Source organism: Pseudomonas sp. BCRC 81390 (assembly GCF_030341915.1).
GTDB lineage: Bacteria > Pseudomonadota > Gammaproteobacteria > Pseudomonadales > Pseudomonadaceae > Aquipseudomonas.
Map to the genome: position 1 here is coordinate 15,278 of NZ_JATAAG010000063.1, position 17,356 is coordinate 32,633.

Here is a 17,356-nt window from a genome sequence, read left to right on the forward strand (position 1 = left end):
GCAGATGAATCTCAAGCCCTGAACCACCCGACCAACGCCATTATTTCCTCCCCCGACAACATTTCCCTCGCTGCACGGCTCGCACAACCGCCAAGGCCGTGTCGAGACCACCGCCGATGCCCAATACACTTTCTCTGTCGACCTTGCTGTTGTTGTTCAGCGCCATGACGGCACCCACTGCACTGGCCGGCGAGCGCTCCGCACCGGCACGTAGCAACAATGCTTCGACCGTGCTGATAGAAACGGCTTCGCAGCAGTATGCCGAAGGCCAGCTGGACCAGGCAGCGGCCACCCTGGAGCGCGCGTTGCACATCCAGCCGAACAACCCGGCAACCTTGCACTACCTGGGCGTGCTGCGCCTTCAGCAAGGGCAATACGAACAGGCTGAAACCCTGGCGCTGCGCTCCAACCTGCGAGTCGGCGCCAACCACGCGTTACGCAGTCGCAACCTGCAACTGATAGAGGCCGCGCACAACGCCCGGCGCTCAGGCATGCTGCCGACCGCGGCGCACTGACGGCGGCCTAGACACTCCGCGTCAGGCCACCATCGACCCTGATGTTCTGCCCGGTGATGTAGGCGGCCCCTTCGCTGGCCAGGAAGGCGATGGTCGCGGCAATTTCCTCGCTGGAGCCATAGCGCTTGAGCGGTACGCTGTCGCGGCGCTGCTCGGTGGCAGGCAGGCTGTCGATCCAGCCAGGCAGAACGTTGTTGATGCGCACGTTGTCGGCCGCGTAGGTGTCGGCGAAAATCTTGCTGAACGCAGCCAGCCCCGAACGGAACACCGCCGAGGTGGGGAACATCTCGTTGGGTTCGAAGGCCCAGGCGCTGGAGATGTTGATGATGGTCCCGCCCTTCTGCCGCTGCATGATCGGCGTCACCAGGCGCGCCGGGCGGATGACATTGAGCAGGTAGGTGTCCATGCCCTTGTGCCAGTCTTCGTCGCTGATCTCCAGGATCGGCGCGCGTGGCCCGTGGCCGGCACTGTTGACCAGCACGTCGACGCGCCCCCACTGCCCGACCACGGCATCGACCAGGCGCTGCAGGTCGGCAACCGACTGGTTGCTGCCGGTAACGCCGATACCGCCCAGTTCAGAGGCCAGCGCTTCGCCCTTGCCTGATGACGACAGGATACCGACCTTGAAACCGTCGGCGGCCAGGCGGCGTGCCGCTGCGGCGCCCATGCCGCTGCCACCGGCGGTGATGATGGCCACTTTTGCTTCAGACATGTTGCCTCCTTCGCTAATCCAGCGCTGTGTTTGCAAGTGCATTCACACTAGCAGCCACGCTGGCAGCGAGGGAGGCAGCCCGGCTTCGCCTAGACGATAGATTTTCTATCGTGCGCCTGCGCCTTTAGCCACGCCCTGACGATCTGCAGGGTCGCAGACGGCTGCCTTTTGCGTGGCCATACCAGATAGAACGCCTTGTCCAGCTGCAATTGCTGCGGGAACACTTGCACCAGGCGGCCGGCGGCAATGTCGTCGCTGACAAAGGCCTGGCTGGCCAGGGTAATACCCTGCCCGCCAATCGCGGCCTCGATGGCCAGCGAAGTCTGGTTGAAGCGCACGGTGCGCGCGCTGGGCGGCGGATGGCCGGGGAACACTGCGGCGTGGAACTGCGGCCAGAAGTTGTGCGCGTCGTGTAGCGCCACATAACGCTGCAGGGCGCCGAAATCCCCGGGTCGCCCCATTTCGGCCAGTAACCCCGGGCTGGCCACGGCGATCACAGCGGGGGCCATTAGCAATTCGGCGTTCAGCCCCGGCGCAAATGGCGGCTGGCCATAACGTACGGCCAGGTCCACGCCGTCGGTATGAAAATGGGAAAGCCGATCAGTCGCCAGCACCCGCAGGTCAATCTCGGGGTGGCGCTCGGCAAAGTGCCCGAGCCTGGGGATCAGCCATTTCGAGGCAAAGGTTGGCGTCACGCTGACGGTGAGCTGGGACGGCGCCGGGCGCAACAGCCGCGTGGCTTCGTCGATCATCGCCAGGGCGCTGCGTATGCTGGTGCTGTAGGCGTGCCCGGCATCGGTCAGGCCAAGGCCGCGTGGCAGGCGCTCGAACAGGCGCACCTCCAGGCTGGCCTCCAGCCCGCGCACCTGCTGGGCAACCGCCGCCTGGGTCACGCCAAGCTCCTCGGCCGCCAGACGGAAGTTCAAGTGACGCGCCACCACTTCGAACACGCGTAGCGCATTGAGCGAAGGCAATCCGGGGTAACCTGCAGGCATGGCGATGGTTTTTCTATCGGCTGAGCATTGCGGGAGGCTAACCTTGTCGGCCAAGAAAGTCGACGCCCTGGCGCCTGCACTGCCCTGCAACGACGGTTCACAGCTGCGTATGCTTAAAGCCCGACGCACATGCTGGCAGAATCCACCAACGCTGCGCACATCCCTACAAGGCACATCGCCCTGTAGCGTGCTTCACTACAGCGCCAACCCCTCTGTTCCGGAACCCGAGCCCCATGAACCGCAACGACCTGCGCCGCGTCGACATGAACCTGCTGGTGTTGTTCGAAGCCCTGATGATCGAACGCAACCTGACCCGCGTCGGCGAAAAGCTGTTCATCACCCAGCCCACGGTCAGTGCCGCGCTGGCGCGCCTGCGCGAGCTGTTCGACGACCCGCTGCTGATCCGCAACGGCCGGGCCATGGAGCCCACGCCAAGGGCCATGCAGATCTTCGCCGAGCTGGGGCCGGCCATGGATGTGATCTCCGCCGCCATCAGCCGCGCCCGCGAGTTCGACCCGACCAGCAGTTGCAACGTGTTCCGCCTGGGGTTGTCGGACGATGCCGAGTTCGGGCTGTTCCCGGCCTTGCTCCAGGCTCTGCGCGAAGAGGCCCCGAACATCAGCGTGGTGGTGCGGCGGGCCAACTTCCTGCTGATGCCGGGGCTGCTGTCCAGCGGCGAGATTTCGGTCGGGGTGAGCTACACCACCGACCTGCCGGCCACCGCCAAACGCCGCAAGCTGCGCGACATCGGCGTGCGGGTATTGCGCGCCGACGACCGCCCGGGCCCGCTGACCCTCGACGAATACTGCGCACGCCCGCACGTGATGGTGTCATTCTCGGGGGACATGAGCGGCAACATCGACCTCGACCTGGCGCGCATCGGCCGCTGCCGCAAGGTGGTGCTGGCGGTGCCGCAGTTCGGCAGCCTGCGCGCCTTGCTGCGCAATACAGAGCTGATCGCCACGGTGCCGGACTATGCCGCCTGTGCCTTGGCCGACGATGGCAGCCTGCGCGCCGACCCGGCGCCGTTCGACATCACCGAGGCCGAGCTGTCGATGGTCTGGAGCGGTGCCCAGGACAACGACCCGGCCGAGCGCTGGCTGCGCGAGCGCATCCTGCAGTTCATGGCGGCGCGGTAAACCATCGACCTCATCGATAGCCACCATGAATGCCATCGAGTTCCGCTGCGCCTGGCTCGGGCGGAAGATAGCGGCATTCACCGATGGATGAGGCCTCCCATGAAAACCGGCATGATCGCTGCCCTGCTCGCCTTGCTGGCCGCCCTTGGTGGCTGTGCCAGCCCGGCCAGCACCGACACACAACCCTACGGGCACTTCTATGCGGCCACCGCTATTTCCGGGGTCGCCCTGGCCCCCGGCCAGCGGGTGGCGGTGCTGCTGGGGCGGGACGCCGAGGCCACCCTTGAATACCTCGGCAGCCATCAAGCCCAGGCCGCCACCCCGGCCCGGGGCCAGCGCATTCCGGTAGCGACCCTGAACAGCGAGAGCCAGGCGTACGACTGGCTGGCACGCTCGCTGGCGCAGCAGTTCGCCGAAGTGACCTTCTATGATGACCTGGACACGCTGCTGGGCGACCACCCGGATGTCATCGTGCTGCTCGATACCGAAAGCCGCCTGGCCAGTGCCGAGATCGAAAGCCGGGTGGTGGCGCGCTTCTTCGACGACCAGCTGACCTACATCGGCCGCGCCGAAGGGCGGGCGCACAAGCGCCTGGGCGATGTGGCGCGGGTGGCCGAGGATGAACGCGCGGTGCAGGCCGATGCCTTGCGCGACTTTGACGATTCGTTGCAAGTGCTGATGAAGCGACGGGTGTGACGGCGCAATCGCGGGATGCTACTTGCCCCGCTGCATCCACGCCGCACCCAGCCCACTCAGGCAGATCACCGCGATACCGACCAGGCTCAGGGTATCCGGTACCTGGCTGTACGCCACCAGGCCCAGCAGCCCGGCAAACACGATCTGGCAATAGCTGAACGGCGCCAGCAAGGCCGGCGCGGCATGGCGGAAAGCCTGGGTCAACAGCAAGTGCGCGGTCATGCCGAAGCCGCCCAGCGCCAGCATCAGCAATGCGTGGTCCCAACGTGGCATTTCCCAGAAGAACGGCACCAGCGCGCTCATCGCCAAGGTATTGCACAACCCCGCATAGAAGTTGCTGGTGGTCGGGCTGTCATGCGCCGCCAGGATGCGTGTGAGCAATTGATAGAAGCAGAAGCCCAGCGCCGAACCGAACGGGTACAGGATGGCGGGGGTGAACATCGCCCCTCCCGGGTGCACCACCACCAGCACGCCGATGAAGCCCATCACCACCGCAAGCCACTGCCCCAGCGTGACCCGCTCCTTGAGCAACGGCGCCGACAGCGCAGTGACCAGCACCGGGGCGAGGAAGTTGACCGCAGTCGCCTCGGCCAACGGCAGGTACTGCAGGCCGCTGGTGAACAGCAGGCTGGTACTCAGCAGGCTCAACGCACGCAAGGTCTGCAACAGCGGGCGGCGCGTGCGCAACACGTTGAGCCCGGCCTTGGGCAGGAAAATGCCGGCCATCAGCAGCGTGTGCACCACATACCGCGCCCACACCACCATGATGATCGGGTACAGGCCGCCAAGGAATTTGGACAGGGCATCGTGACTGGCGAACAGGAACGTCGCCACCACCACCAGGGCAATGCCGCGCAGGGGTTGGTTGACTCCGGACAGCGGTGTGCTGGAACTCATGGCACTCTCGATGACGGCGCGGCTGGGTGCGGCGCCCGGGGGAAGGCCCGCGCAGGCATGGCCCGGCGGATGCAACAGCTGGAATTCTAGAAGAGATGCCGCAGCATAAGGAAGTTCCGTCGCCGCTTGCCCCGGCCGATTGCAGTTTCTGTTCGCTGATCGACCACTTTTCGCCCCGCACGCATGGCCCGTGCCGTGCTGATCGCTGACCATCGACTGCGATCCCCCGCAGTCGACAAGGAATCTACATGCAAAGGCTCACTACCCGTAACGGCCTGAACCTGCCTGCGATTGGCCTGGGCACCTGGCCAATGACCGGCACCGAGTGCACCCAGGCCGTGCGCCAGGCACTTGAACTCGGTTACCGACACATCGACACCGCCACCGCCTACGCCAATGAAGCCGCCGTCGGCCAGGCCCTGCGCGACAGCGAGGTGCCACGCGAGCAGATCCACCTGACCACCAAGGTGTGGTGGGACCGCCTGGCCCCCAAGGCCATGCGCCAGTCGCTGGAAGACAGCCTGCGCGCCCTCGGCACCGAGCAGGTCGACCTGTTCCATATCCACTGGCCGGGCCAGGACTGGGACCTGGCGCGCAGCATCGAAACCCTGGTAGCACTGCGTGACGAGGGCAAGGCACGCAGCATCGGCGTGGCCAACTTCCCGCTGGGGCTGCTGCGCCAGGTGGTGGAAACCCTGGGTGCGCCGCTGTCGGCGATCCAGGTCGAGTACCACGTGCTGCTCGGCCAGCCAGCACTGCTGGACTACGCCCGCCGCCACGACCTGCTGCTCACCGCCTACACCCCGCTGGCCCGCGGCCAGGCAGCGGCACAGCCGGTGATCCAGACGATCGCCGACAAGCATGGCGTGCTGCCCAGCCAGGTGGCGCTGAAATGGTTGCTGGATCAGGACGGCGTAGCGGTAATCCCCAAGGCGAGCAGCCGCGATAACCAGCTGGCCAACCTGGCAGCTCTGAACGTGCAGCTGGATGACCAGGACCGTTTGGCGATTGCCAGCCTGCCGAAGGACCAACGATTGGTCAGCCCGGCGTTTGCGCCGGACTGGGACAGCTGAGCGAGTACCCGCACCTGGCCGATACGGCTAATGTCGGGCGCCGCTCACCAGGAAACTGAGCAGATCCGGCTCGTCCTCCACGGCAATTGCTTGCGCCGGGCGCGACAGCCCGGCCAGCACGGCGTTGCAGAACGCCACCGCCGGGGCATCCTGGGCGTAACAACGCAACAGCCAATCGCCCTCGCCGCCCAGAAACTGCAACGCTACCGCCCGGCCGATGCCCTGCCGGCGGTATTTTTTCAGAATGAACAGGTCAGCCAGCTCGAACGCCTGGATGCCTGGCAACTCGCTGCGCTCCACCAGCACGAAGCCGGCGATGAAACCGTCTGCCAGCACCAGGTAGGCGCCCCAGCCATCGGCCTGCCAGTAGCGTTGCAGGTGCGCGTCATGGATGTAGAAGCGGCCATCCACCTCGACGTCTTCCTGCTCCCAGTCGGAGGACTCGTAGGCGTAGAACTGGTACAGGTTGCGGATCAGCGGGGCCTGGTCAGCGGTGGTGGCCAGCAGTTCGATGGGCAGCATGGTGCGGGGCTCGGATAAAGGACGGATGCCAGTTTACTCGCCCCGGGCAATAAAAAGCCCGGGCCCTCCCCGCACGGAATGGCCCAGGCAAAAAACACACTGCAGGCGCGCTGCAGGGCTCAGTTGCTTTGCAGTGCCCGCGGGCGATGGCTGCGCGCCTCGGCTGCCGGGGCCTTGGCCGCCTGCAGGTGGAAGTCGAAGGCCAGCTCGGCAAAGCGCTCGCCCTGTACTCCGCGGTCGCGGGCTTGCGCAGCATCCTCGACAAAGCGCAGCTCACCGACCAACCCGTCGCGGGTGGCATAGGCAAAGTCATCCCACAGGTACTGGTCACCGGCAAAGTTGATCTGCGTGGTCAAATGACGGTGCCCGGGCGCCGAAATGAAGAAGTGCACATGCGCCGGGCGCTGGCCGTGGCGGCCGAGCAGGTCGAGGCATTCCTGGGTCGGCCCCTGCGGGTCGCAGCCATACCCCGACGGCACGATGGAACGGGCACGGTAGCGGCCCTCGGCATCGGTGACGATGCGCCGACGCAGGTTGTATTCGGACTGGCTGGAGTCAAAGTAGGAATAAGTGCCCTGGGTGTTGGCGTGCCACAGGTCAACGGTGGCGCCCGCCAGCGGCTTGCCGTCGGCACCGAACACCTGGCCCTGAAGGAACATCACCACGCCCGGGTCGGTGCCGTCGTCCATGCGCGCTTCGCCCTGCGCCAGCGGCGCGCCCGCCACATACAGCGGGCCCTCGATGGTACGCGGGGTGCCGCCGCTCAGGCCGGCCTCGGCGTCCTTGGCGTCCTGCAACAGATCGAGGAAGTGCTCAAGGCCCAGGCCTGCCGCCAGCAGCCCGGCTTCGTTGCGGCCACCCAGGCGGTTGAGGTAGTCGACGGCATGCCAGAACTCGTCCTCGGTGATGTCCAGGTCCTCGATCAGCCGGGCGCTGTCCTGCAACACACGCAGGATGATCTGCTTGACGCGCGGGTTGCCTGCGGCATGGCCCAGGCCGGCCACCTCGCGGAAGAACGCTTGAACATCGGCAGTGTGGGAAATCTTCGTGGTCATCGTGCTTACCTCATCTTGTTCTTGTCAGGCACACAGGTGCGAATCAGCGGTCGTCGCTGCGGATCGACGAGGGATGCCGGCACAAGCCGTCGACCTCGATGTCCATGTACGGGAACAGTGGCAGTTGCATCAGGGTATCGTGTAGCGCTTCGACACTGGCTACATCGAACACGCTGTAGTTGGCGTAGTGCCCGGCGATGCGCCACAGGTGGCGCCAGGTACCTTCGCGCTGCAGGCGCTGGGCCAGTTCCTTTTCGTCGGCCTTGAGCTGGGCAGCCTTGGCCGGGTCCATGTCGAGCGGCAGTTTCACGGTCATCTTCACGTGGAACAGCATGGGGAGGTCTCCTTGCGTATGACGGGGTCGATTGGTTGGCAGAGCCCTTGGTCGAAGCGGGTTTACCCGCGAACACGGGCGAAGCGCGCCAGGCGCTGCTCGTCCAGGGTCAGGCCCAGGCCTGGGGTGCGTGGGATGTGCAATTGGAAGTCGCGGTACTGCAGCGGCTCGTTGACGATCTCTTCGGTCAGCAGCAGCGGCCCGAACAGTTCGGTACCCCAAGTCAGCTGGCGCAGGGTAAGGAAGGCATGGGCCGACGCCAGGGTGCCGATCGACCCTTCGAGCATGGTCCCGCCGTACAGGGCAATACCAGCGGCCTCGGCGATTTGCGCGGTGCGCAGCACGGCACGCGGGCCGCCGTTCTTGGCGATTTTCAGGGCGAAGATACTGGCCGCACCATCGGCGGCGAGGCTGAAGGCGTCTTCGACGCTTTCGATCGATTCGTCGGCCATGATCGGCGCGGGGCTGCGCTGGTTCAGGCGCACCTGGCCGCTGCGGTTGCTCCGTGAAATCGGTTGCTCGATCAGCTCGATGCCGTTGTCGCCGAGCACCTGGCAGGCACGGATGGCCTGGGACTCGTCCCAGTACTGGTTGACGTCGACCCGCACGCTGGCGCTGTCGCCCAGCTCGCGCTTGATCGCCAACACATGCTTGAGGTCCTGCGCCAGCGGGTTGGCGCCGATCTTCAGCTTGAACACCCGGTGCCGGCGGATTTCCAGCATGTGCCGGGCTTCGGCGATGTCGCGGGCGGTATCGCCACTGGCCAGGGTCCAGGCCACTTCCAGGCTGTCGCGCACGCGGCCGCCGAGCAGTTCGCTGACCGGCAGGCCTAGGCGCTTGCCCTGGGCATCGAGCAAGGCGCTCTCGATGCCCGACTTGGCAAACGTGTTGCCCTTGGCCAGCTTGTCCAGCTTGAGCATGGCGGCATTGATGTTGTCTGCCGGCAGGCCGACCAGCGCCGGGGCCAGGTGCGCATCGACATTGGCCTTGATGCCTTCGGGGCTTTCGTAGCCATAGGCCAGGCCACCGATGGTGGTGGCCTCGCCAATGCCTTCGACGCCATCGCTGCAGCGCACCCGCAATACCACCAGGGTCTGCTGCTGCATGGTGTGCATCGCCAGCTTGTGTGGGCGAATGGTCGGCAGGTCGACGATAATGGCTTCCATACGTTCAATCAGCGCGCTTGTCATTGTTGCCAGGTCCCGTTATATCGGGCTGCCAGCCGCAGGCCCGAATGGTGCGTTTACTTGATGCTTCAAGGATTGCGCGAGACCCTGATGGCGGTCCAATATCGAATGAATCTCCCACCATACCCTGGAGGTCTGATGGAGCTGCGCCACCTGCGTTACTTCAAGGTGCTGGCCGAGACCTTGAACTTCACCCGTGCCGCCGAGTTGCTGCACATTGCCCAGCCACCGCTGAGCCGGCAGATCAGCCAGCTCGAGGACGAACTGGGCACGTTGCTGGTGGCGCGCGAACGCCCGCTGCGGCTGACCGAGGCAGGTCGCTTCTTCTACGAACAGACCTGCACCGTGCTGCAACAACTGCACAACATCAGTGACAACACCCGCCGCATCGGCCAGGGTCAGCGCCAATGGCTGGGGATCGGTTTCGCCCCCTCGACCCTGTACACGGTGTTGCCGGAGCTGATCCGCGAACTGCGCCAGGACAGCGAGCTGGAGCTGGGGCTGAACGAGATGACCACCTTGCAGCAGGTGGAGGCGCTGAAAAGCGGGCGCATCGACATTGCCTTCGGGCGCATCCGCATCGATGACCCGGCAATTCAGCAGCAGGTGCTATGCGAAGACCCGCTGGTGGCTGTGCTGCCCAAGGGCCACCCGCTGGCGGGTGCGCCGCTCACCCTCGCCGAACTGGCGGGCGAGGCGTTCATCCTGTACCCCGCTAGCCCCCGGCCCAGCTATGCCGACCATGTACTGGCCCTGTTCGCCCACCACGGCATGAGCATCCGCGTCAGCCAGTGGGCCAACGAGCTGCAGACCGCCATTGGCCTGGTGGCTGTAGGCGTGGGCGTGACCCTGGTGCCGGCCTCGGTGCAACAACAGCACCGCACCGATATCGCATACGTCGCCCTGCTCGACAGCGGCGCCGTCAGCCCGATCATCCTCAGCCGGCGCAAGGGCGACGTGAGCCCGATCGTGCAGCGCTGCCTGGCATTGATTGCCCAGCAAGCCAGCTAAGGCTGGTCGGCTAATGTCGTTGGGCTGCTGCGCAGGTCACCGCCGGCAACTGGCATCAGGCGCGCAGCTGATACCAGGTGGTCTTGAGCTGCGAATATTTGTCGAACGAATGCAGCGACAGGTCGCGCCCAAACCCGGACTGCTTGCCACCGCCGAACGGCACCGCCACGTCCAGCGCATCGACCGTGTTCACCGACACCGTGCCGGCCTTCAGCGCCCGTGCCACGCGGTGGACCTGATTGAAGTCATCGCTCCACAGCGACGCCGCCAGGCCGTAAATGCTGTCATTGGCCAGGCGCACGGCCTGCTCCTCGGTGTCGAACACGCTGACCGCCAGCACCGGCCCGAATACCTCCTCCCGTGCCAGGCTCATGTGGCCCTCGACATCGGCGAAAATGGTCGGCTCGATGTAGTTGTCCGAACCGTCGATCGTCAGGCGCCGGCCACCACACACCTGCCGTGCCCCCTCCTGCCCTGCCCGGGCAATGGCCGCCTCGATCCGGCCAGCCTGCTGCGCATCGACAATCGCACCGGCCCGGCTCGCCGGGTCCAGCGGATTACCCGGCAGCCACTGGCGGGCCTTGGCCTGCAGGCGTTCGATGAATGCGTCATGGATGGACCGTTGCACATACAGCCGCGAGTTGGCCGAGCACACCTCGCCCTGGTTGAAGAAGATACCGAACGCGGCTTTTTCCGCAGCCAGGTCCAGGTCCTGGCAGTTTTCAAACACCAGGTTGGGGCTCTTGCCGCCGCACTCCAGCCACACCTGCTTGAGGTTGGACTGCGCCGAATACTGCATGAAGTACTTGCCCACCTGGGTGGAGCCGGTGAACACCAGGCAATCCACGTCCGGGTGCAGGCCCAGCGCCCGCCCAGCCTGCTCGCCCAGGCCAGGCAGCACGTTCAGCACGCCTTCCGGCAGGCCAGCCTGCAACGCCAGCTCACCCAGGCGCAGGGCCGAGAACGGTGATTGCTCGGCGGGCTTGAGCACCACGCTGTTACCGGCGGCCAGCGCCGGGGCGAGTTTCCACGCGGCCATGTCGAGCGGGAAGTTCCAGGGCACGACCGCAGCGACAACGCCCAACGCCTCACGGGTAATGGTCGCCAGCGCGTTGGGTGCGGTGGGTGCCACCTGGTCGTACAGCTTGTCCAGTGCCTCGCCATACCAGGCGAACACCTGCGCCGAGCCCGGCACGTCGATGTTGTAGGCGTCCATGACCGGCTTGCCCATGTTCAGCGAGTCCAGCAGGGCCAGTTCTTCGCGATGTGCCATGATCAGCTCGGCCAGGCGCAGCAGGACCTTCTTGCGCTCGACCGGAGCCATGCGCGGCCACGGGCCGTGTTCGAAGGCGCGGCGGGCGCTGGCGACGGCCAGGTCCACTTCGGCCTGGCCGCAGGCGGCGACCTGGGCCAGCACGGCGTTGCTGGCGGGGTTGATGGCGGCGAAGGTGGCGCCGTCCTGCGCGTTGACCGGCTTGCCGCCGATCAGCGCCTGGGCCGGGAGGTGCAGGGCCGAGGCGCGTTGTTGCCAGAATTCGAGGGTGTACATTTGTACTCCTGGTAACGGTTGTAGCAGCGTTTTCATAAGGGCTACGCAATTTCTGTGGGAGCGGGCGTGCCCGCGCATCAGGCGCTGCGGTGAATGGCACCGGCTTCGCCGGTGTTCGCGGGCTCGCCCGCTCCCACAGGGAAATGTGGTGCCCATACCCGCGATTTCAGAATTTGCCGACCAGGCGCGCCGTGCGGTCCACGGCGATGCGGGTCTTTTCCACCAGTTCATCCAGCTCGCTGTGGTTGGCGACCAAGGCCGGGGCCATGATCATCCGGCCCAGGGTCGAGCGAATGATCACCCCCTCCTCGAAACCGAAGGTGCGGCATTGCCAGGCCAGGTCATTTTCGTTGGCAAAGCGCTTGCGCGTTGGCTTGTGCTCGGCGAACTGCAATGCCGCCACCAGACCGGCGCCCTGCACCTGGCCGATCAACGGGTGGTCAGCGAACACTTCACGGAGGATGCGCTGCAGGTACGGCCCGGTGTCGTCCCTGACCTGGCGCACGATGCCTTCGTCACGCAGCGCTTTCAGGTTGGCGATGGCCACAGCCGCCGCCACCGGGTGCCCGGAATAGGTCAGGCCATGGGCAAACACCCCGCCCCGCTCCACCAGCGCTTCGGCAATGCGCTTGCTCAGCACCAGGCCACCCATGGGCACGTAGCCACTGGTCAGGCCCTTGGCGATCGACAGGGTGTCGGGCTGGAAGCCGAAATATTCATGGGCAAACCATTCGCCGGTGCGGCCAAAGCCGCCGATCACTTCATCAGCGCACAGCAGCACATCGTACTGCCGGCAGATACGCTGGATCTCGGGCCAGTAGCTTTCCGGCGGGAAGATCATGCCGCCGGCGCCCTGGAACGGTTCGGCAATGAAACCGGCAACGTTCTCGGCACCCAGTTCGAGGATTTTTTCTTCCAGCTGCAGGGCGCAGCGGCGGCCGAACTCGGCCGGGCTAAGGTCACCGCCCTCGGCGTACCAGTACGGTTCGTCGATGTGCGCCACGTCCGGGATTAGCCCGCCCATTTCGTGCATGAACTTCATGCCGCCCAACGCCGTGGCGGCCAGGGTCGAGCCGTGGTAGCCGTTCCAGCGGCCAATCATGATCTTCTTGGCCGGCTGGCCGACCACCTGCCAGTAGCGGCGCACGGTGCGGATCAGCACCTCGTTGGCTTCGGAGCCGGAGTTGGTGTAGATCGCGTGGCTGTAATGCGCGGGCAGCAGGCTGAACAACAGCTCGGACAGTTCGATCACCGCCGGGTGGGTGGTGTGGAAGAACATGTTGTAGTAGGCCAACTGGTCCATCTGCGTGGCAGCGGCAGCGGTCAGGTCGCGGCGGCCATAGCCGAGCTGGGTGCACCACAGGCCGGACATGCCGTCGAGGTAGCGCTTGCCCTCGCTGTCCCACAGGTGCAGGCGTTCACCGCCAACGATCACCCGCGGCCCTTCGGCGTTCAGCGCCTTCTGGTCGAGGAAGGCATGGATGTGGTGGGCGGCATCGGAAGCCTGGTAGTCGCGGGTCTGGCGTTGCGGGGCGAAAGGCGCATTCATTGTTGGTTTTCCTTTGCGGTGGGGGTGCAGGGCTGCCGGCGCTCAGCGCAGCTTGCCCATGTAGCTTTCCAGCGGGTCCTTGCCCAGTACGCCCTGGGCATTGGCCAGGGCGTCGATGAACAGGGAGAACAGCTCGGACTGGGTGCCGATGTCGAGCTTGGCGTAGACGTTCTTGCGGTGCGACTTGATGGTGTCTTCCGACACGCCCAGGCGCTCGGCCAACGATTTGGTGGAGTGGCCACGCAGGATCAGCTGGGCGATACGGCACTCACGTTCGGTGAGCAATGAGCTGCCGAAGTTGTTCAGGGCCGCATGGATACGCTGCTCGAGGATGTTCTCGAAGCGCCCGGCACGGCTGTCGAGCCCGGCGAAATGCCTGCCGAGCACCGCCAGCACCCAGGGCGTGATGCAGCCGAACAGCGCGCGGCTATGGCCATCGAGCTTGTCGGTGAAGGCCAGCGACACGGCCAGACTGTGCCCGGGCTGCGGCTGCAGGATGTAGTTCAGTTCATCCTGCAGGTGCGAGTGGCGGTAGAACGACTGGTAGTACTCGCTCACCTCGAAATGGTCCGGTGCCACCTCGAACAGGCCATAGCAGCCGGACTCGACCTGCTCCACGCAGGCGCCATAGAACGGGTCGAGCAGGTAGAAGCCCGACAGGTAGCGGCTGACATTGCCTTCGGGCTGCCAGGGTGCCTTGTCGTCCTGCTCGAACAATGCGCTGGGCATGCCGTGGTGCGGGTAGAGGTACACCGTGGTGGCCTGGATCGGATGGATCACGCCGAGTGCGGCGAACAGGCTGGCAGCAAAGCCCGGGCGGCCGATGGCCTCGGTGACCTTGGCCTGGTGCTCGAACCACTGTTGTGTAAGCAATCGATGGGTCACGGTGGGCCTGCCATATCGAGGAGGGCACCGCCACAGTGCGGTGCGTTGTTGGCCAGATACTCCCATGGCGCCGCCGACATCGGAATCACCCTTTGGGGTGAGCGCCTGCACGCCTCGTCCGGCTCACCCCAAAGGGTGATTCCGGGTACCTGCGGGGTGTGGGAGCATCAATCCGCCCCACGCTGCGAGCCCCGCGCTCGACCTCCTTGCACAACGCCCACCGGCAGCGAGCCCCCTCGCCTGCTGCGGTGTCCTGCATCCCTTTCCAGGAGTTAGCAATGCATACAACAACAAGTACAGCCCATTCTCCCGCCGCGCATGCCCCGTCTTCGGTCCCGAACGGGCGGTTCCGTAAATCCATGGGCATGACCGCCCTGATTCTGTTCGGCCTGGCCTACATGGTGCCGCTGGCCGTGTTCACCACCTACGGGCTGGTTACCCAGATGACCAAGGGGCACCTGCCCAGCGCCTACCTGCTCACGCTCGCGGCCATGCTGCTGACTGCCTACAGCTATGGGCGCATGGTCCAGGCCCACCCCTATTCCGGGTCGGTGTATACCTACACGCGCAAGGCGTTCGGCAGCCACATCGGCTTCATTACCGGCTGGACGCTGCTGCTCGACTACATCTTCCTGCCGTTGCTCAGCTACCTGCTGATCGGTATCTACATGGCGGAGTACTTTCCGGCCATTCCCGCCTGGGTATGGGTGTTGGGCTCGATTGCCCTTGTGACCTTCCTCAACCTGATCGGCATCGAATCCATTACCCGGGTCAACTGGCTCCTGGTGGTGCTGCAGCTGGTGTTCATCGTGGTGTTCGTCGCCCTGTCGATACGCAACCTCGGTAGCCAGGCCGAACCGCTATCGCTGCTGGCGCCCTTCCATCACGAGGGTTTCAGCGTGCCATTGATCATGACCGGCGCCGCCGTGCTGTGCCTGTCGTTCCTCGGCTTCGACGCGGTGTCGACCATGGCCGAGGAAACCAGCAACCCGACCTACCGCATCCCCACGGCGATTCTGGCGGTGTCGCTGATCGGCGGCCTGCTGTTCCTGGTGGTGTCGTATTGCGCGCAAATGGTGTTCCCCGACTGGGGCAACTTTGCCGACCCCGATTCGGCCTCGGTAGACGTGATGCGGCGGGTCGGCGGTGAACTGCTGGTGACCGCCTTCACCGCCACCTACGTGGCAGGCTGCTTCGCCTCGGCCATGGTGTCCCAGGCCAGCGTGTCGCGGGTGCTGTTCGCCATGGGCCGCGACGGCGCCCTGCCCCGGGCGTTCGGCCAGCTGGCGACGAAAAAGCGCGTACCGGCCATGGCCATCGTGGTGGTCAGCCTGCTGTCGCTGGTCGCCCTGGTGATCACCCTTGACACCGTGGCCAACATGATCAGCTTTGGCGCGTTGTTCGCCTTCTCGGCGGTGAACCTGGCAGTGGTCAAGCACTACCTGGTCGACACCCGCTTGCGCGGGGCCCGTAACTACCTGCTGTATGGTGTCGTACCTGGCCTGGGCTTTCTCAGCACGCTGTGGCTGTGGAGCAGCCTGACCCATCTGTCGTTCAGCATCGGCCTGTGCTGGATGGGCCTGGGCCTGGTGGTACTGCTCGGGCTTACCCGGGCGTTCCGGGTGAAGCTGCCGGAATTGCAGATGGCCGAGTGACGGCCGCGCTTGCGCGATCCGGGTGGGAACGGTTCAGTTGTGCCCACCCGGACCGTGCCTGGTTCGAACACTCGAGGTGTATACAATCCTGCCTGACTCTGGTTACATGTCGCAGCGCCTACGACAGCGACAATCGTCGCTGGGTATTGCGCAGGCACATGCTATGCCCAAGACACTGTTGGTAAAAAACGCCGCCCTGCTGGTCACCATGGATGGCGAACGCCGCGAGATCAGCAACGGCGGCCTGTTCATCGAAGACAACCTGATCCGCCAGGTCGGCGCCAGCGACACCCTGCCCCAGCACGCCGACGTGGTGCTGGATATGGCCGGCAAGGTGGTCATTCCTGGCCTGGTCAACACCCACCACCACATGTACCAGAGCCTCACCCGCGTGGTACCGGCGGCCCAGGACGGCGAACTGTTCAACTGGCTGACCAACCTGTACCCGATCTGGGCGCGCCTGACCCCCGAGATGATCGCGGTGTCGACCCAGACCGCCATGGCGGAACTGATCCTGTCCGGCTGCACCACCTCCAGCGACCACCTGTACATCTACCCCAACGGCTGCAAGCTCGACGACAGCATCCACGCCGCCGACGAGATCGGCATGCGCTTCCATGCCGCCCGCGGCAGCATGAGCGTGGGCCGCAGCCAGGGCGGCCTGCCGCCTGACGCAGTGGTGGAGAAGGAGGCCGACATCCTCAAGGAGTCCCAGCGCCTGATCGAGGATTACCACGATGCCAGCCACGGCGCGATGCGCCGCATCGTGGTGGCGCCATGCTCGCCGTTCTCGGTCAGCCGCGACCTGATGCGCGAAGCGGCAGTGCTGGCGCGCCAGTACGGCGTGTCGTTGCACACCCACCTGGCCGAGAATGTCAATGACATTGCCTACAGCCGCGAGAAGTTCGGCATGACCCCGGCCGAATACGCCGAGGACCTCGGCTGGGTCGGCCACGATGTGTGGCATGCCCATTGCGTGCAACTCGACCAGCACGGTATCGAACTGTTCGCCCGCACCGGCACCGGTGTGGCCCACTGCCCGTGCTCGAACATGCGCCTGGCCTCGGGCATCGCCCCGGTGCGCAAGATGCGCGACCATGGCGTGCCGGTGGGCCTGGGGGTCGACGGTTCGGCCTCCAACGACGGTGCCAGCATGATCGGTGAAGTGCGCCAGGCCTTGCTGCTGCAACGGGTAGGCTTCGGACCCGACGCGATGACCGCGCGCGAAGCGCTGGAAATCGCCACCCTCGGCGGCGCCAAGGTGCTGAACCGCAATGACATCGGCGCCCTCGCCCCCGGCATGGTCGCCGACTTCGTCGCCTTCGACCTGGGCCACGTGGCCTATGCCGGCGGCCATCACGACCCGCTGGCGGCGCTGGTGTTCTGCACCCCGACCCAGGTACATACCAGCGTGATCAATGGCCGTGTGGTGGTGCAGGACGGCCAACTGCTCACCGTCGACCTGCCACGGGTACTCGAGCGCCATAACCAGTTGGCGCAGCAACTGGTCAGCGGCGGATAACAAGGCTGGCCTGGTGTCGCGACGGGCTGCCAGGCAGCCCTGTCGTGCCCCTGGCCGCGC

At 65.5% G+C, this 17,356-nt stretch carries 17 protein-coding genes; 7 read left to right on the top strand and 10 right to left on the bottom strand.

All coding sequences use genetic code 11. The features are described 5' to 3' along the window. The first annotated feature begins 116 nt into the window (after window positions 1-116). A complete protein-coding gene (locus tag QSV36_RS14810) occupies window positions 117-515 on the top strand; it encodes a tetratricopeptide repeat protein (RefSeq protein ID WP_289132698.1) in 399 nt (132 codons plus the stop codon). Window positions 516-522: 7 nt separating this feature from the next. Here QSV36_RS14810 and QSV36_RS14815 read toward each other — a convergent pair whose 3' ends face one another. Then, window positions 523-1,227: an SDR family oxidoreductase gene (locus tag QSV36_RS14815; RefSeq protein WP_289132700.1), complete on the bottom strand. Its 705-nt coding sequence runs from the start codon at window positions 1,225-1,227 to the stop codon at window positions 523-525. A gap of 89 nt (window positions 1,228-1,316) precedes the next feature. Further along, on the bottom strand, window positions 1,317-2,222 hold the full coding sequence (locus QSV36_RS14820) for a LysR substrate-binding domain-containing protein (protein WP_289132702.1): 906 nt from the start codon (window positions 2,220-2,222) through the stop codon (window positions 1,317-1,319). A 233-nt stretch (window positions 2,223-2,455) separates the two neighbouring features. Between QSV36_RS14820 and QSV36_RS14825 the strand changes: the two genes are divergently transcribed. After that, entirely contained in the window at window positions 2,456-3,361 is a 906-nt protein-coding gene (locus tag QSV36_RS14825; protein WP_289132704.1) for a LysR family transcriptional regulator, read from the top strand. A gap of 99 nt (window positions 3,362-3,460) precedes the next feature. Next, window positions 3,461-4,057 carry an ATPase gene (locus QSV36_RS14830; RefSeq protein ID WP_289132706.1) on the top strand — a complete coding sequence of 199 codons (597 nt, stop codon included), beginning with the start codon at window positions 3,461-3,463 and terminating at the stop codon, window positions 4,055-4,057. 18 nt (window positions 4,058-4,075) lie between these two features. Here QSV36_RS14830 and QSV36_RS14835 read toward each other — a convergent pair whose 3' ends face one another. Continuing rightward, complete coding sequence (locus tag QSV36_RS14835) at window positions 4,076-4,954, bottom strand: DMT family transporter (RefSeq protein WP_289132710.1); 879 nt, start codon at window positions 4,952-4,954, stop codon at window positions 4,076-4,078. Between the two features lie 248 nt (window positions 4,955-5,202). On the opposite strand from QSV36_RS14835, the gene QSV36_RS14840 reads away from it, so the two are divergent. Continuing rightward, a complete protein-coding gene (locus tag QSV36_RS14840) occupies window positions 5,203-6,027 on the top strand; it encodes an aldo/keto reductase (protein ID WP_289132712.1) in 825 nt (274 codons plus the stop codon). Between the two features lie 27 nt (window positions 6,028-6,054). Here QSV36_RS14840 and QSV36_RS14845 read toward each other — a convergent pair whose 3' ends face one another. The 4 genes from QSV36_RS14845 to QSV36_RS14860 form a co-directional block, all read right to left on the bottom strand. Beyond that, entirely contained in the window at window positions 6,055-6,549 is a 495-nt protein-coding gene (locus QSV36_RS14845) for a GNAT family N-acetyltransferase (protein WP_289132714.1), read from the bottom strand. A 119-nt stretch (window positions 6,550-6,668) separates the two neighbouring features. Then, window positions 6,669-7,604: a catechol 1,2-dioxygenase gene (gene catA / locus QSV36_RS14850; RefSeq protein WP_289132717.1), complete on the bottom strand. Its 936-nt coding sequence runs from the start codon at window positions 7,602-7,604 to the stop codon at window positions 6,669-6,671. Window positions 7,605-7,647: 43 nt separating this feature from the next. Then, a complete protein-coding gene (gene catC, locus QSV36_RS14855) occupies window positions 7,648-7,938 on the bottom strand; it encodes a muconolactone Delta-isomerase (RefSeq protein ID WP_289132720.1) in 291 nt (96 codons plus the stop codon). Window positions 7,939-8,000: 62 nt separating this feature from the next. Beyond that, complete coding sequence (locus tag QSV36_RS14860) at window positions 8,001-9,128, bottom strand: muconate cycloisomerase family protein (RefSeq protein WP_289132723.1); 1,128 nt, start codon at window positions 9,126-9,128, stop codon at window positions 8,001-8,003. A 135-nt stretch (window positions 9,129-9,263) separates the two neighbouring features. Between QSV36_RS14860 and catR the strand changes: the two genes are divergently transcribed. Then, a complete protein-coding gene (catR, locus tag QSV36_RS14865) occupies window positions 9,264-10,136 on the top strand; it encodes an HTH-type transcriptional regulator CatR (protein ID WP_289132724.1) in 873 nt (290 codons plus the stop codon). A gap of 55 nt (window positions 10,137-10,191) precedes the next feature. Here catR and QSV36_RS14870 read toward each other — a convergent pair whose 3' ends face one another. The 3 genes from QSV36_RS14870 to QSV36_RS14880 form a co-directional block, all read right to left on the bottom strand. After that, window positions 10,192-11,685, bottom strand: a complete 1,494-nt coding sequence (locus QSV36_RS14870) for an aldehyde dehydrogenase (RefSeq protein WP_289132726.1) — start codon at window positions 11,683-11,685, stop codon at window positions 10,192-10,194. 166 nt (window positions 11,686-11,851) lie between these two features. Further along, window positions 11,852-13,234 (bottom strand): aspartate aminotransferase family protein, encoded by a 1,383-nt coding sequence (locus QSV36_RS14875; protein WP_186689954.1) that lies wholly within the window; start codon window positions 13,232-13,234, stop codon window positions 11,852-11,854. Window positions 13,235-13,276: 42 nt separating this feature from the next. Then, the gene (locus QSV36_RS14880; protein ID WP_289132729.1) at window positions 13,277-14,119 is read right to left on the bottom strand and encodes a helix-turn-helix transcriptional regulator; all 843 of its coding nucleotides are present in this window, start codon (window positions 14,117-14,119) and stop codon (window positions 13,277-13,279) included. Between the two features lie 278 nt (window positions 14,120-14,397). Between QSV36_RS14880 and QSV36_RS14885 the strand changes: the two genes are divergently transcribed. Further along, window positions 14,398-15,774 (top strand): APC family permease, encoded by a 1,377-nt coding sequence (locus tag QSV36_RS14885; RefSeq protein WP_289132731.1) that lies wholly within the window; start codon window positions 14,398-14,400, stop codon window positions 15,772-15,774. Between the two features lie 163 nt (window positions 15,775-15,937). Then, on the top strand, window positions 15,938-17,296 hold the full coding sequence (locus tag QSV36_RS14890; RefSeq protein ID WP_289132733.1) for an 8-oxoguanine deaminase: 1,359 nt from the start codon (window positions 15,938-15,940) through the stop codon (window positions 17,294-17,296). The last annotated feature ends 60 nt before the right edge of the window (window positions 17,297-17,356 follow it).